A 15972-nucleotide genomic window follows, 5' to 3' on the forward strand; every position below is an offset into this window, starting at 1 on the left:
ATTTTTAATCATTCGCTTTCAGCGCTTCAATCATATCGATCTTTTTCAATCGGAAATACATAATAATTCCCACGATCAACGTGAAAAATAAAGTAATCAGACTAGCGTAAATATAGCTCAATGGTTGAATATCTGGTGAAAACATCGTCATATCTAATTCAACTGTCTGTAAAATATAGCCGTGCTCGATTTTTCCGAGGAATAGTCCAAAGAAGATTCCCATCAACGTCAGCAGGATGTTCTCGCGATAAACATAACGAACCACTTCATTATCATAAAAGCCTAATACCTTGATAGTGGATAATTCGCGAATTCGCTCCGAGATATTGATATTCGTCAGATTATACAGCACGATAAAGGCCAATAGACCTGCTGATACAATCAGCACCCACATAATGATATTGAGACTTTGAACGGTATCCTTCAACGCATCACGGGACTTCGACATAAAACTGACATTGGCAATTTCCGAATTTTCCATTAGCTGTTTGGCCATCCGGTCTTCTGTCCGCTTGCTCGGCTCTTTGCTGAAAAGCAAAAGATCCGTGTTGTACTCCGGCTGCTTATCAAAGGTCTTTTGATAATAAGACGGCGTCATATAAATAAAGTGTCTCACATAGTTTTCCGCAACAGCCGCGACTTTTACCGAATACACTTCACCAGAAATAGATTTGATTTCTAATCTGCTGCCCTTTTTCAAGTCGAATAGCTTGGCAAGTTTTTCATTTATGATCACACCCTCGTCAGTCAGAGAATAATGTTGATCTGTTTTACGATCTCTGAAAGACAAAAATTCAGCCAGCTGGTCCTTCTTTTTAGGAACAGACAAACTAATTTCTTGTTTTGAAACACCTTCCTTTTGTGCGGTAAAGGTTTCTAAAGAAACAAACAAGTGGTCTTGATAGTTTGAGAAAGTTTTTAATTCATCGACATATCTTTGTTCTTCTTCAGCAGAAGGCGCAGCTTTGAAAACTGTAGTTCCCTGATAATGCCAAAGCTTATCAAATTGCAGCGTAACAATATCTCCAATCGAATCCCGCAATCCAAATCCCGTTATGATCATCGACATGCAGCCGGCGATTCCTATTACGGTCATCAACATGCGCTGCTTATAGCGGAATAAATTACGCAAAGTCACCTTTTGGCTAAAAGAAAGCCGCCGCCAGATAAATGTCATGCGTTCTAAGAAGATTCGTTTCCCTTTTTTAGGTGCCTTTGGCTGCATTAAAATCGCAGGTGCAGCTTTCAAATCATAGCGCAAAACAAACCATGCAGAACCTGCCGAACAAGTTAATGCGACTACTAAAGCAATTAAACTATAAGACAAATACCACGGTGTCACAACATTTTCTAAATTATACAGCTGTCCATAGGCATTAAATATGATGATCGGCAGCAAATAGAAGCCAACTGCAAGTCCCAGCAGTGTTCCACTCCCGCCTGCCAAGGTCGCGTAAAGTAAATACTTTTCAGCAATTTCTCCATTGCGATAGCCCAATGCTTTAAACGTACCAAGCTCACTTCGTTTTTCCTCTACCATTCGAGTCATGGTCGTCAAGGTTACCAAAGCAGCGATCAAAAAGAAAATCCATGGAAATACAGAGGCCAATGATGAGATGCGTTCCGCATTATCCTTATACTCGCTGTAGCCCGGATTATCGGAACGAGCAAAAAGATGATACTCTGGTGCAGCTAAAGAATCTATTCGCTGTTGCTGTACTTTCAAGGTTTCTAGTTGCTTCGGCAATTCAGGATTGAGAGCAGTTAGTTCTGCGAGCTGTTCAGAAGAAAGCTCGTCTAGATTGAGAGATGTCCGCTGCTGAAATTTGGCTTTTTCTTGATCAAGCAGTTTTTGCTGCTCTTTTTTTCTATCGTCTAAACTAACAGCAGCATTTTGTTTCAAATACTTCTTCAATTTCTTCTCATCTTTTTTGAGTCGATTTTCATATTGCGTTGAATAAGCATCGCTATTTGCTAAATCAGCATATTTCACTAATGCCTCCGAATAAGCTGGCTGAGTAAAATTTTCTGACAAAACTAAAGCGAAACAATCAATTGAGCCTTTTCCAATAGTCGTATTCCCACGAGAAATATTTTCGATAAACTCAGGACTCTTAACAAAACCAACTATTTTGAAGGTCTGGCGCTTAAACGCTTTTGCGGAATCATCTACGGAAAAATCAAAAGCTTGGTTTAATTTGTAGCCCTTTTGCCTAGCAAAATCATCTAAAACAATTTCATTTGGCTTACTCGGCAAACGCCCCTTGGTAACCACGACTCTATTTAGCGTTTGTTTTGAGTTATAACTCAATATTCGAAAAACCTGATTTTCTTGGCTCAGGTTGATGTCTTGAAAGTAGCGTCCTTCTACCTTTACACCTTCAGTTTGTTTAATAATGTCAATATCTTTATCTGTCAATCCCAACGTAGAGACGACACGCGTATCCGCTAAATTCTGCTTCCGATAATAGCTTGCCGCAGTTTCCAGCATATCTGGTCCCGTAGCACGCAGTCCAACATAAAAAGCGACGCCTAAGAAAATAATGCTTAAAATTGAAAAAAATCGCGTTTTTGATTGCCAAATCTCACGCCAATTGGAACGCCTCATCGCTTTTTTCATGCTCATCACCTCTTACCATTGAATATCTTCAATTGATTGAGGTTGGTCATTCAACTCTTCGTTGCGAACACGGGCATCATTGATTCGAATGACCCGATCCGCCATCGGTGCAATGGCTGAGTTATGCGTAATGATCACGACTGTTGTGCCATTTTCTCGCGCCGTGTCTTGCAGTATTTTCAAAATTTGTTTGCCTGTCTCAAAATCCAGCGCACCTGTCGGCTCATCACACAGCAGCAACTTTGGTCTTTTCGCTAAAGCCCGGGCAATCGTTACCCGTTGTTGTTCTCCACCAGATAATTGAGCAGGAAAATTATCCATGCGCTCTCCTAAACCTACCGATCGCAAGACCGCTTCAGGTTCCAGCGCATCTGTAACGATTTGCGAAGCCAGTTCAACATTTTCTTTTGCCGTCAAATTCGGTACCAAATTATAAAATTGAAAGACAAAGCCAACATCATTTCGACGATAGGTGGTTAATTCTTTATCAGAAAAGGTCGCGATATCTGTGCCGTCCACCACTACTTTTCCTTCATCGCAACTGTCCATGCCCCCTAAAATATTTAACACGGTTGATTTTCCGGCGCCGCTGGGACCAAGAATCACCGCAACTTCTCCTTTTTCGATTGAAAAATTAATTTTTTCATTCGCTTTGATGACCGTTTCACCCATTTTATAATGCTTGCTCTCATCAATCACATCAATATAAGCCATACTAAATCCCCCAATTTCCATAAACTATTTTATGCTCTTTTTAGTTTAACATAGCTTAAAAAAAAGCCAACGAGAGATGTCGTCGGCCATGAAAATAATTCTTTTTTAAGATTGAAAATAGCAGTTTTTGAATAGATAATAGATGACAAAGGAGGATTCATTATGACAGAATGTATCGAATGCTATGCAGCTAATAATCGCGCGACACCAATACTCGGTAAACGAGCGTGCTTAGAAAATCATGAACAGTACATTTGCGGAACCTGCGGCAGATGTATTTGCAGCCAAAAAGATAATAAACGGCAATTACGCCGAATTGATTTTCCTTTTAAAAGCTTAGAGATTGCACAACTATACTTACGTGTTGCTGACCATCTTCATCAAGAAACCTGCGGAATTTATGAAATCATCAGTCACTCAAATCGAAAGTCTTATAAAATTTTTCCTGATAATGCGAGCTTCACTGAATATTTAGCAAAAAACAAAAATAAGTACGCCGAGATGCATCAAGCACTATATAGTCGCACAGACTTTCAAGAATTTTCAAAAACAGAAGTAAGAAAATTACATTCGCAAGAAATAGAAGCTTATTTAAAAAGTTAAGTCATTTATATCAAAATCCATTACAGCTATTTTTGCTGCTATTCTATCTCTTGCGGGAAAGCAGCATTCAAATTTTTCAAATCGGCATGATCCACTGCCCGTAACTCATAGCCGCTATGAAAAATTTTCTGTCCTTCAACAGACACACACGGGATGACCCGATCTTCAAATAGACTTTGTGAAAACCATTTTGCCTCTAACTCAAACCAGCCGCCCTCAGGATTCGCTTGTCGAATATTCCCCGAGTCATTGATGATAAATGGATGAATATCAATATATCCATGCTCAGGATGGTACAGTTCTGCACGCGTTGGCCGCTGATCTAGTGTAAACTGATAGCCCAACCCCATTAGCTTTTCAAGTAATACTTCCTCAACGGCGGCATCAAAATCAAGGTCAATATCTCGATGCAACCGTGTTTGTCTTCCAATCAGAGCATCGATCCCCCAACCTCCCTCGATCCAATATCGGATATTCAACTCATTCAACAAATCGATAATCATTAAAAAACTTTTCTTACTCGCTATGGTGACTTTCTCAGAATTCGATTCCATGCAAAACACTCCTCATATATATCATTAAAAAAATAGCTCGGCCAAGTTGACCGAGCTTTGAATAGATAAAATTAATTAAGCGTGATAACGTTCAACACCATCAAGATAAGTAGCCACTAGATCCATATTAGGTTCTAGGACGATGAAATCAGCCGCACGGCCTTCAGCGATCATACCGCATTTGTCATCAATTTTACAGCTGACAGCTGGTACGTATGATGCCATCATGATTGCTTGTTCAGGTGTTGCAATATCCCAATCAACCACATTTTTGATTGCTTCTTTCAATTTCAAAATACTGCCGGCTAAGTTACCAGAGTCCAGACGTGCAGTTCCTTCTTTCACGACTACCGGGAATTCACCTAAATTGTAATTACCATCAGGCATGCCGCCAGCCATCATACAGTCAGTAATCAATGCTACATGATCATGTCCAGCTTTTTCCATTAGTACTTCAGCAGCTTGCGGATGTACATGATGACCATCGCAGATCAATTCAGAAAAGACGTGCTGCAATGTTAATAACGCACCGACCATTCCAGGTTCACGGTGATTCAATCCACGCATTCCGTTGTAGGCATGAACGAAGACACTCGCACCTGCTTCGACCGCTTCTTGTGCTTCTTCTAAAGTACCATTTGAATGCCCTAATGAAACAACCACACCTTCATCAGTCACTGTTTTAACAAATTCTTTTACGCCTTTACGTTCAGGAGCCAATGCGATTTTTTTGATCAAGCCGCCTGAAGCTTCCTGCCATTCATGAAAAGTATCCAAATCAGGATCGCCAAAGTAGCTAGGATTTTGTGCTCCCTTATGTTCTTCAGTGAAGAAAGGTCCTTCGAAATAGATTCCTTGAATTTTCGCGCCGTCAACATCTTGGTATACTTTACCAATCGTTTCAGCAACATCTTTCAAGCGTTCCTTTGAAGAAGTCAATGTTGTTGGTAAGAAGCTTGTAACACCACAAGATAACAATGCTTCAGACATAACTTTGATTCCATCAGCATCGTTGTCCATAACATCATGGTTTTTATACCCATGGATATGAGTGTCAACTAAGCCAGGAGCGATCCATTTTCCAGTTTGGTCAATGATCTCTGCACCTTCTGGCTTTTCTTTCGTATATGTTCCAAAAATGCCATCAGTGACATCTAGATAGCCTGCGCCTTTAACACCAGAGTTTAAAAAGAATTTGTCAGCATAAATAAAAGTTTTCATCGTGAGCTCTCCCTTTTTTTCTTAGTACTTTAAAGTTACTCCTGAATCCACAATAAGTCAAGAATGGTGTAGACCATTCTATAAATCTTTTATCTTTTCAATAGCACGTAGCATTTTTCGATAATTAATTATCGAATGAATCTCATCTCGAGCTTCTAACATAAGAATCTTCAATTCCAAAAGCTCTCTTAGTTTATAGTAGCTGCATTGCTGTCTATTCCACTTCAAGCCCATATCAACGACCTTCTCGGCTAGATCCAAACGCTCTTGTTTCACCAGAAAAGTCCCATAATTAACAAAAAGATTGCTTAATTCACTGCGTTCCGAATAATCCGCCATCATCGTTTGAAACAGTTCAAAACTTTGATTGTAGTAATTTTGAGCATCATTCATCCTGCCCAAGATCGCGCTCATTTTACCAGCAAAATTTAGCAGCAATATTCGACTGTCAAAGTACCCTGTATATTTTTTCGATACACAGATTGAAAGACCTTGAACAATCTGTTCCAAGGCTGATTCTGGATCTTTATCGATAAAGTAGGCACAGACACCTTTAAAGAAACAAGCCAGCTGACGATCCTTATCAAGGTGCGTGATCTGCCGTTCATCTAAATAATCTAATGTAGCTCGAATCTCTAAATATTTTCCGATTCGTAAATACATAAACATTTTATTGAAATATTTGCGCAAAAATAATTCTTCCGGCAAAAAGTCCAGCATCAATTGGTCAATCGTGATTCCCAGTCGATGACATAACTGCTGAATCACAATGATATTAGGGATTTCTTCATTGTTTTCGATACGACTTAAGACACTTTGAGAACAAATCCCTTTAGAAAGATCTTTTTGTGTCATGCCATGTTCTTTCCTGAACTCTTTTAAGACTTGACCAATTGCTTCCATTTACCGTTTCCTCCAAAATATGCAAATTCACATTTTAATACTTTAATTTTAGCTGATGACTGATGGACAAGCAACTCTTGTGATTGAAACATCTAAAAGGATTGAATAAAAATGAAAAGATGCAACCGCAATTTCAACTTTTTTTGTCCAAAAAAAAGAATGTACCAAAAATGGTACATCCAAGTGCGGCGAATGGGACTCGAACCCACACGAGATTGCTCTCACATGATCCTTAGTCATGCTTGTCTGCCAATTCCAACACCACCGCAGAATCCTTTTTCATGATAGCGGGCTAAAATGAAAAAGTCAATAGTCTAAACGATCGTTGTATCGTAGACGTAAGTAATATTGCCCTTCAATCCTGCAATACCGCGGAAAAATTTCTTGTCTTCTTGTTTGATCCACGCTTCGCGAAACAAGAAAAAGTCATCCTTGGTTACTTCAATTTTATCAATTTCTCCTGCTCGTAATTGACTGATTTTTTCTTCAAATGGATTCATGTTTCTTTTCTCTCCTATCATCATAAAGCAACAGAAGGCCGCCTATTGGCACCTTCTGCATTAGTCATGAAAATATTTACTATTTTCGATACTCGAATTCTCTTCTTGCATAATACCTCGTAATGAACGATCCAAACGTTGACGTGAATTCTTTCTTTCGATCGCCGGTTGCTTCTGTTCATTCTCTGGTGCAAACAAAATATAGGATTGACGTGATTTTTCCATTCGCTGCATCAATTCTCTCGGCGAGATCGCATCAGCCGGTTCATCAGGAATCAATGAAGAAGGCACAAATTTTGGTGAAAACGGTGTTGCGCTGCGGCCATTTCGCGTATTAAACGTCGACTTAGGTTTTGCAGACTCTTTTGGTTTGTGTTCTTCAAATAATTTTACTTTTTTAGATTCTTTTCGTTCACCTTGATACATCGGCAAATTGGCCTTATGATGATCTAATTCTCTACGTGGTTCTTCATCTAAGTTAACACGCCGCGTCCGTTTTGTTTTTGGCATTGGTCGTTCAAAAATATCTTTGGCTTCCAAGCGATAACTTGTGATCAAGTCATCCTGTCCATCAAACAAGACACGCTGATTGGTTTGTACTAATTTAACACCTGCTTCATCATCAAAAGCAGGAAAACGGCTCTTTTTTCTGCTATAGGTTTGCATAACATCATCCTCATCGTTCTGATATAGCATAGTTTAGCATAAATGCTGAAAAAATGCTTTTAAATTCCCAAACAACAGGCAGACAGATAAGAATCAACCGATTAATTTGATTCAGACATGAACAAACTGCCCTTTGGAGCAAGTACCTCATCATCTAAAATACGCTCCAAGACATCATAATCCCCTTTGTAAGCACGAGGACTAGACAGCTCGCCAACATTCAGACATTGCTCTTGATCGGATAAATTAAGTGCATAGATCACATACGCCTCTTCTGTATAGCGAATGATCCCAAAAATTTGTTGTGTTTGAGAGTAAAATGGGAAAAAGTGTCCATGCTTCAACACATTGTATTTTTTTCTCCGTTCGATCCATTTCTGACAATTTTTGAAAAGTCTTTGATCAATTGATTGCCAAGGGAAAAACTTTCGATTGTCCGGATCTTTACCGCCCGTTAAACCAGCTTCATCCCCATAATAAACACAAGGAATCCCCGGCATCATGAACATTAATCCCCATGCCTGATCCAAAGCCTCGAGAGAACCATCCAGCATCGTCAGGATACGCTCAGTATCATGAGTACCAATATTATTTAATTGATTATAATAAAAATCTGCTGGATAATTTTCCTGATAACGAATCATTTCTTCGCAAATATCTTGCAATGAACGTGATTGATTTAAAAGATCTAAAATCTGCTGACGTAACGGATAATTCATGACCCCTTGTAAATGATCACCGAAAACATATTTGCGCCGTGTATCGTAAGCAATTTTGTTTGACGCATCTTCCCAAACTTCACCAATCAGGATTTTTTCTTGATAAGACAGAAGATTTTTTCGAATACCGGCAATAAAATCATCGGTCAATTCATCGGCCACATCTAAACGCCAACCATCGACTCCCATTGAGGTCCATTTCGACAAGACACTGTCTAAATCGCCGTAGATAAATTCTTGATAGGAAGGATTTTCTTTACGCACCTCAGGCAGATCGGCTACTCCCCACCATGATTTATAGTCATCCGGATAGTGATTGAAGGTGAACCAGTCGCGATATTCACTTTGCGGATCACGAGCAGCGCCTGAATCTTCTCCATAAAATCCGGAAATATTAAAATAGCGGCTATTCTTTCCCACATGTGAGAATACTCCATCTAACACGACAGCGATCCCAGCTGTATGCAAAGCAGCAATCAAACTTCTAAAATCCTCTTCGGTTCCTAAAACACTATCCACCATAAAATAATCATTCGTATCATAGCGATGATTGGAGCTGGCTTCAAAAATCGGATTTAGATATAAAGCGGTGATTCCCAGTTCTTGCAAATAAGGAATCTTTTCTTCAATTCCTTTAAAATTCCCGCCAAAAAAATCCCAACGAGCGATTTCACCATTCTGATCCTTAATATAAAATGGTTCGTCTTCCTCTGTTGCATAAATAAATGAATTCTTTTTAGGCTGATTGATTCTCTTATCAGAATTCCCGTTAGCAAAACGATCAGGAAAAATTTGATAAAAGACAGCATTCCGATACCATTTAGGGGCGATCTCAGGTTTTTGATAGCAGGTCAATTGATAGGGAACCACTTCTCGTTCGGAACCATATATTTTCCCTTCGCCACCTTGTCCATTGAAGCCATAGTATTGGATCGTTTCGTAGCCTTCTGATTCATGGATCACTTTAAAATAGTAAAAGTAAAGGCCCCAGCCTTGATCCATGATCGACTGAAAGTGAAAACGATCTTCTGATGCTGGTTCCATCATAAATATCTTTTGACCGACGGAACTTCCTTCTTTACGTACGATCAATTGAACTTTGGTATTTTGCTGTTCTGGAACCGATAGCCAAATCTTGACCATCGTTCCTTCTTGAACAGCACCAAATGGTTGTTTATAGCGTTCCAGCCATGGATTAAAGTAAATATGAGTCATGTTGTGATACACCTCGATCATCCTCATGGGCGTAGACAGGTTCTATTTGCCAAATATCGTCTGCATAACGCTGAACCGTATTGTCTGAAGAAAAGCGCCCTGCATTAGCAATATTTCGTAAACTTATTTGCTGCCAACGACGTTTATCTTGATAGGCTTGATTGATTGATTCTTGCGCCAAGCAATAATCTTCAAAATCACGTAAAACAAAGAATTCATCATTGTACTTGATTAATGAATCAAATATTTCTTGCCCCTCAGCAATAATATTCGGGATCGTCCCATCAATCAATGTCTTAACCACTTTGTGTATAACGGCATTCTCCCGATAAATATCTGTCGAAGAATAATTTTTATTCTCATAGTATTGGTAAACTTCAGATTCAGTTAATCCGAAAATCGCAATGTTCTCATCACCAACAGTATCACGAATTTCAACATTCGCTCCATCTAAAGTTGCTATCGTCACGGCTCCATTTAACATTAATTTCATATTAGATGTGCCGGATGCTTCTTTTGATGCTAAAGAAATCTGTTCACTAACATCAGCAGCAGGAATGATTCGTTCCGCCAAACTTACATTATAGTTCTCTAAAAAGACGACCTTTAACTTATCATTGATTGTAGTGTCTTGATTAATTAAATCGGCTGTTTCATTAATTACTTTAATAATTGATTTGGCATAATGATAACTCGGCGCCGCTTTTGCTCCAAAAATGAATACCCGCGGTTCGATAGGCAGATCAGGATTTTCTTTCAAATCTAAATACAACTTGATTATATGCAGCAAATTCAATAATTGGCGTTTATAGGCATGCAATCGTTTGATTTGAACATCAAAAATCGCCTGAGGATTCACTTCAATTCCATAATGATCTTGAATATAAGCAGACAAACGTTTTTTATTCTTCAGCTTTGCCTCTGTCAGCATAGCAAGAACTTGATCATCATCCTCATAATTCAGCAATAATCGTAGATCGCTTGGTTGTTTTCGCCAAGAATTTCCAATCGTCTCATCCAACACCTTGCTCATCGCAGGGTTAGCTAACTGGGTCCAGCGACGCATCGCAATACCATTGGTCTTATTATTGAAGCGCGCTGGATAAATCAGATAAAAGTCATGCAGAACGACTGATTTTAAAAGATCTGAATGCAATTTTGCTACACCATTTGTCGAATGAGAACCGATAATCGCAAGATGAGCCATGTGCACTTGATCATTTTGAATAATTCTAGTTCGTTGGATCAAATCAAAATCATGAACGCCAGTCATTTCCTCAACGAAACGCCTATCGATTTCTTCGATAATTTGATAGATCCTAGGACAAACACTTCTCATCATATTAATCGACCATTTTTCTAAAGCTTCAGCCATGATGGTGTGATTGGTATAACTCATCACTTCCTGAGTCAAATTCCAGGCACGTTCCCAACCCATTTCTTCTTCATCAACTAAAAGGCGCATAAATTCAGCAACGCACATCGCCGGGTGAGTGTCGTTAATATGAATTGCAACATATTGATTGATATCATCGATGGGCTTCTTAAGCTGCTTGTAATAACGCAAGATACTTTGAACACCAGCCGAAACAAAAAAGTATTCCTGTGATAAACGTAATTTCCTACCAGCCTCATTAGAATCATCTGGATAAAGTACTGAAGTCATATCTTCTACTGCTCGTCGATCCTCAATGCTGCGATAGCGGTCTTCTTCCTCTGGAGAAATCTCTACTGACCACAGTCGCATAGTATTAACCGTACCATTTTGATAGCCGACCATTCCGGTATCATACGGAACAGCTCGCAACATCATTCCGCCATGATAATTCGGCTTGAGATTGCCAAACTCATCATGACTCATGTAAACATCTCCGCCAATTCGTACATCGACAGCTTTACTTTCCTTGCGAACTTCCCACAGATTTCCATTTTGAAGCCACTCATCGGGCAACTCTACCTGATAGTTATCAACGAAGCGTTGTTTGAAAAGTCCATACTTGTATCGAATCCCATTACCATTTCCTGGCAATCCCATTGACGCTATCGAATCCATGAAACAAGAAGCTAAACGGCCCAAGCCGCCATTTCCTAAAGCCATGTCAGGCTCGACTTCTGCTAAATCCTCTAAATTGATACCTAACTCCGTTAAACCTTCTGTCACCATGTCTAACCAGCCCATGTTCAGAAGATTGCTCTTCAGCATTTTCCCTGGTAGAAATTCGATAGAGAAGTAATAGGATTGTTTTTGCTCTGCCTCTCGATAGTCTTTCCATGTTTGCTGCCAGTTTTGTGAATATGCCGAAGTCATCAATGAACCTAACGTTTGATAAAGCTCGTTTGGCGAAGCATCTGTAACACTCATAGCGAATTTTTCAGCCAAACGGCGACTGAATGATTGTTTAAATTCTGTTTTGTTCATTTTTTCATCTCCAACCCATACTTTATAAATTCAACTTACACTACTCATCATAGCATTAATCTATGATAGAAAAAGCCAAAATCCACAGCTCGAGGCTTAGATTCTGGCTTTTCGAATCCTACATTTGTTTGTATAGTTCTAAATATTGTTGACTAGACCCATCCCAGCTAAAGTCACGCGACATCGCTTCTGCCATCATCTTTTGCCAAATATCTTGATGATCTTGATAAAGCTCAATTGCTTGTTTTAGCGCATTCATCAAATAGAATGGTTCAAAAATATTAAATCCAAAGCCAGTTCCTTCATCCGTAATCGGATTATATGGTTGGACTGTATCTTTTAAACCACCGATTTCATGCACGATCGGCAATGTTCCATAACGCATAGAGATCATTTGCGACAAGCCGCATGGTTCAAACGCTGAAGGCATTAAGAACATATCGACACCTGCATATACTTTTTGCGCCAAGGTTACGTCGAATGCAATATGGATGCTGGTCCTATCTGGATATTTCCCTCCAAAATAATGGAATTGGTTCTCAAAATTCGGATCACCAGTTCCGATTAAAACTAATTGCACATCAAACTGCATCAAATTTTCCATCTCTTGCAATAATAAATGGAATCCTTTTTGATACGTTAAACGACTGACAATTCCGATCAAAGGAACATCTGGCCTTACGGGTAAATCCAACAATTTTTGCAATTGAACTTTATTTTCTGTCTTTTTGTCAAGATGCTTTATATCATAGTTAGCGAAAATTGCTGGATCTTTCGCTGGATCAAAGGCTTCATAGTCAATCCCATTGAGTATTCCATGCAATTTTCCGCTCTCCATCCGCAAGATCACATCTAACCCTGCACCAAATTCAGCGGTTTTGATTTCCTCAGCGTAAGATGGACTGACCGTTGTTACACGATCTGCATAAAGAATACCGGCTTTCATAAAGTTCACACAATCATTGAATCGAATCGTGCCATCATCATAACGTTCACTGCCCATGCCAAAAAGATCATACAAAACTTCTCGATCATATTGTCCTTGAAATTCTATATTATGGATGGTCAAGACTGTCCGAATCTGACTGAATTTATTAATCCAACGATATTTTTCCTTCAATAAAAATGGTATGAAGGACGTATGATAATCATTCAGATGCATCACATCAGGAATGAAGTCGATTTTTTCCATTAACTCGATGACTGCTTGCTGATAAAAAGCGAATCGCTCCCCATCATCATAATAGCCATACAATTCCGGACGATTGAAGTAGTAAAGATTATCTAAAAAGTAATAATCGATCCCGTTCATTTCCAGATATTTTACACCGCAATATTGTTTACGCCAGCCAACATAAACCTCATAAGAGAATAAATCCTCTAATTGTTCTTTATAACGATCTGGCATTTTCGTAAAATACGGCAAAACAACTTTTATATCTGTCCCTTTTTCCTTTAACGCTTTTGGCAAAGCACCCGCAACATCACCCAATCCTCCTGTTTTAAAAAAGGGTGCACATTCCGCCGCTACAAATAATGTCTTCACCTTTATTCGCCTCCGTAAACGTCGCTTAATACATGCGTATTTTTCTTGATCACTACTGGCTGCTCTGCGGAACCGATAATCTTGATACCTGGTTCAACCACAACATTTTTATCTAAGATCGCATGCTTGATAAACGCATTTTCACGAATACTGCAGCTTGCCATGATGATTGAATCCTCAACCTCAGCACCCTTTTCAATCACGATACTCCGAGAAATAAGCGAACCATGAACCTTACCATCAACAAGACAGCCTGTGGCGAATTGACTATTTTTCACCTCCGAGGTCGGAGAATAGTACGTAGCCACTTCATTTTTCAATTTCGTGTAGATCTTTTGTTTAGAGTACAATAAAGATGTGAATTTTTTAGGGTCAAGCATTGCCATGTTGGCATCATAATAAGATTTAATATCAAAAATATTACTTAAGAAGCCTGTGTATTCATACGCAGAAGTCTTCACTTGATTCATCGCTAGCGTCAAGAAGTCGACTAATGCCACCGGACCACCTAGATTTTGTCCCTCTTGCAATGCATTGATCAGCCAATCAGTACGGCAGATAAAGATTTTCATACCAAGATTTAGCACATCATCATTTGTTTTATCTTCTAAGAAGTTATGATGTCCTTTAATCAGACCGTGTTCATCCACTTCTAAGATTTCATCCTGACGATAAATTTGTTCTCTTGGCATTTTCTTATAAACGACGGTCATCACACTATCGCTCTGTAAATGGATTTTTAGAACAGCCTCTAAATCAATGTTGCACAACATCCGATTGCCCATGAAAACCGTATATTCTGATTTTGATTTATTCAAATAATCGATCACAGATTCGAAATAAGGTCGTCCTTCTGCTTTCTTTTTCAAGAAATCTTGATAGAAATGGACAAAATAGCGGCTATCCACGCTGTCTAGATGCCATTCACGTCCACCGCCGATATGGTCAAAAACTGACTTGGTCGTTCCCTGATTGAACACCATGTAGACAGACTTAATGTTAGCATTGATAGCATTCGACAAATTGAAGTCAATCAGACGATACTTGCAGTCGAAAGGCAATGTAGCTAATGGTCTTTTTTCAGTTAACGGTAATAATTCTGGACATTCGTAAACATTGCCCATAATGGCACACATTTTATTCGCTCTCACTTGTCAACACTCCAATCACTTCTGAATAACCCACGACCGCGATTTCTTCTGATCCGTCGACTACGGCACCATCTCCGATAATCGCATTCTCCCCAATGATCGCTTTCGTGATTTGTACATTTTTTCCAATCGTCGCACCTGGCATAATAACGCTGTCGACCACCTTCGCACCTTCTTTAACCTGAACATCATCAGATAAAATACTGTGCTCTACATGTCCGGCGACGTAGCATCCATCAACAACTAATGAATTCTTTACATCTGCATTTTCAGTTAAGAAATGTGGTGGTGAAATCGTATTTTTTGCCAGAATCCGCCAATTTTTATCCCGAATGTTCAAACTATGCTCGGGATCGATAAACTCCATGCTAGCTTCCCAAAGAGAGTCAATCGTACCGACATCTTTCCAATAACCATCAAAGCGATAAGCAAAGACATTCTCGCCGCTTTCCAAGTATGCCGGTATCACATGTTTCCCGAAGTCCAACATTTGATCATCTTTTTTATAGCTGTTTAACAATACGCTGCGTAAACGACTCCAGTTGAAAATGTAGATACCCATTGAAGCTAAGTTGCTTTTTGGTTCTTCTGGTTTTTCCTCAAACTCGATGATTCGATCATTTTCATCAGTATTCATGATTCCGAAGCGAGAGGCTTCTTCGATCGGTACTTCGATTACTGCGACTGTCAATGAAGCATTATTAGCTTTATGATCTTCCAGCATCGCTTCATAATCCATCTTATAAATGTGATCACCTGATAATACTAAGACGTATTGCGGGTCCATTTGGTCAATGTAATCCATATTTTGATAGATTGCATGAGCGGTTCCTTCAAACCATTTACTTCCATCATTGCTAGAATAAGGCTGTAAAATTGTTACTCCCGAATTTAACCCATCAAAGCCCCAGCTAGAACCATTTCCAATGTGATTGTTCAATGCTAATGGTTGATATTGTGTCACCACACCAACGTTGTTGATACCAGAGTTGATACAATTGCTCAAAGTGAAATCAATAATTCGATAGCGACCGCCAAAAGGGACAGCAGGTTTTGCAATTTTTTGTGTTAGTTTACCGAGACGAGAACCTTTCCCGCCAGCTAGTATCATTGCTAAAATTTCTGTTTTCATTTTATTTGA

13 protein-coding genes and 1 tRNA gene are annotated in these 15972 nt (G+C 39.2%); 1 reads left to right on the forward strand and 13 read right to left on the reverse strand.

Translation table 11 applies throughout. The features are described from left to right. Nucleotides 1–4: 4 nt before the first annotated feature. Complete coding sequence (locus FFR60_RS10065; RefSeq protein WP_137664053.1) at nucleotides 5–2620, reverse strand: ABC transporter permease; 2616 nt, start codon at nucleotides 2618–2620, stop codon at nucleotides 5–7. Nucleotides 2621–2632: 12 nt separating this feature from the next. Further along, nucleotides 2633–3334, reverse strand: a complete 702-nt coding sequence (locus tag FFR60_RS10070; protein WP_137664054.1) for an ABC transporter ATP-binding protein — start codon at nucleotides 3332–3334, stop codon at nucleotides 2633–2635. A gap of 162 nt (nucleotides 3335–3496) precedes the next feature. On the opposite strand from FFR60_RS10070, the gene FFR60_RS10075 reads away from it, so the two are divergent. Next, nucleotides 3497–3937 carry a hypothetical protein gene (locus FFR60_RS10075; protein ID WP_137664055.1) on the forward strand — a complete coding sequence of 147 codons (441 nt, stop codon included), beginning with the start codon at nucleotides 3497–3499 and terminating at the stop codon, nucleotides 3935–3937. Nucleotides 3938–3975: 38 nt separating this feature from the next. On the opposite strand, the gene FFR60_RS10080 is transcribed toward FFR60_RS10075, so the two are convergent. The 11 genes from FFR60_RS10080 to FFR60_RS10130 all read right to left on the reverse strand — a co-directional run bounded on the left by FFR60_RS10080 (nucleotide 3976) and on the right by FFR60_RS10130 (nucleotide 15963). Then, the gene (locus tag FFR60_RS10080) at nucleotides 3976–4491 is read right to left on the reverse strand and encodes a nucleotidyltransferase domain-containing protein (protein WP_137664056.1); all 516 of its coding nucleotides are present in this window, start codon (nucleotides 4489–4491) and stop codon (nucleotides 3976–3978) included. Between the two features lie 75 nt (nucleotides 4492–4566). Next, complete coding sequence (gene nagA / locus FFR60_RS10085) at nucleotides 4567–5712, reverse strand: N-acetylglucosamine-6-phosphate deacetylase (protein WP_137664057.1); 1146 nt, start codon at nucleotides 5710–5712, stop codon at nucleotides 4567–4569. Nucleotides 5713–5790: 78 nt separating this feature from the next. Further along, the gene (locus tag FFR60_RS10090) at nucleotides 5791–6615 is read right to left on the reverse strand and encodes a helix-turn-helix domain-containing protein (RefSeq protein WP_137664058.1); all 825 of its coding nucleotides are present in this window, start codon (nucleotides 6613–6615) and stop codon (nucleotides 5791–5793) included. Between the two features lie 184 nt (nucleotides 6616–6799). After that, a tRNA-Leu gene (locus FFR60_RS10095) sits at nucleotides 6800–6883 on the reverse strand. Between the two features lie 46 nt (nucleotides 6884–6929). Beyond that, complete coding sequence (gene ykzS / locus FFR60_RS10100; RefSeq protein ID WP_088932408.1) at nucleotides 6930–7115, reverse strand: protein YkzS; 186 nt, start codon at nucleotides 7113–7115, stop codon at nucleotides 6930–6932. 60 nt (nucleotides 7116–7175) lie between these two features. After that, nucleotides 7176–7781 (reverse strand): hypothetical protein, encoded by a 606-nt coding sequence (locus tag FFR60_RS10105; protein WP_088932407.1) that lies wholly within the window; start codon nucleotides 7779–7781, stop codon nucleotides 7176–7178. Nucleotides 7782–7882: 101 nt separating this feature from the next. Further along, complete coding sequence (locus FFR60_RS10110) at nucleotides 7883–9715, reverse strand: glycoside hydrolase family 13 protein (RefSeq protein ID WP_137664059.1); 1833 nt, start codon at nucleotides 9713–9715, stop codon at nucleotides 7883–7885. Beyond that, nucleotides 9696–12134 (reverse strand): glycogen/starch/alpha-glucan phosphorylase, encoded by a 2439-nt coding sequence (locus tag FFR60_RS10115; protein WP_137664060.1) that lies wholly within the window; start codon nucleotides 12132–12134, stop codon nucleotides 9696–9698. The genes FFR60_RS10110 and FFR60_RS10115 overlap by 20 nt, the downstream gene beginning before the upstream one ends. A 118-nt stretch (nucleotides 12135–12252) precedes the next feature. Further along, nucleotides 12253–13680: a glycogen synthase GlgA gene (glgA, locus tag FFR60_RS10120; protein WP_137664061.1), complete on the reverse strand. Its 1428-nt coding sequence runs from the start codon at nucleotides 13678–13680 to the stop codon at nucleotides 12253–12255. A 2-nt stretch (nucleotides 13681–13682) separates the two neighbouring features. Continuing rightward, entirely contained in the window at nucleotides 13683–14831 is a 1149-nt protein-coding gene (glgD, locus tag FFR60_RS10125; RefSeq protein ID WP_137664062.1) for a glucose-1-phosphate adenylyltransferase subunit GlgD, read from the reverse strand. After that, complete coding sequence (locus tag FFR60_RS10130; protein WP_088934626.1) at nucleotides 14818–15963, reverse strand: glucose-1-phosphate adenylyltransferase; 1146 nt, start codon at nucleotides 15961–15963, stop codon at nucleotides 14818–14820. The genes glgD and FFR60_RS10130 overlap by 14 nt, the downstream gene beginning before the upstream one ends. Between the last annotated feature and the right edge of the window lie 9 nt (nucleotides 15964–15972).

Source organism: Enterococcus hulanensis, assembly GCF_005405485.1.
GTDB classification, from domain to species: Bacteria; Bacillota; Bacilli; order Lactobacillales; family Enterococcaceae; genus Enterococcus_A; species Enterococcus_A hulanensis.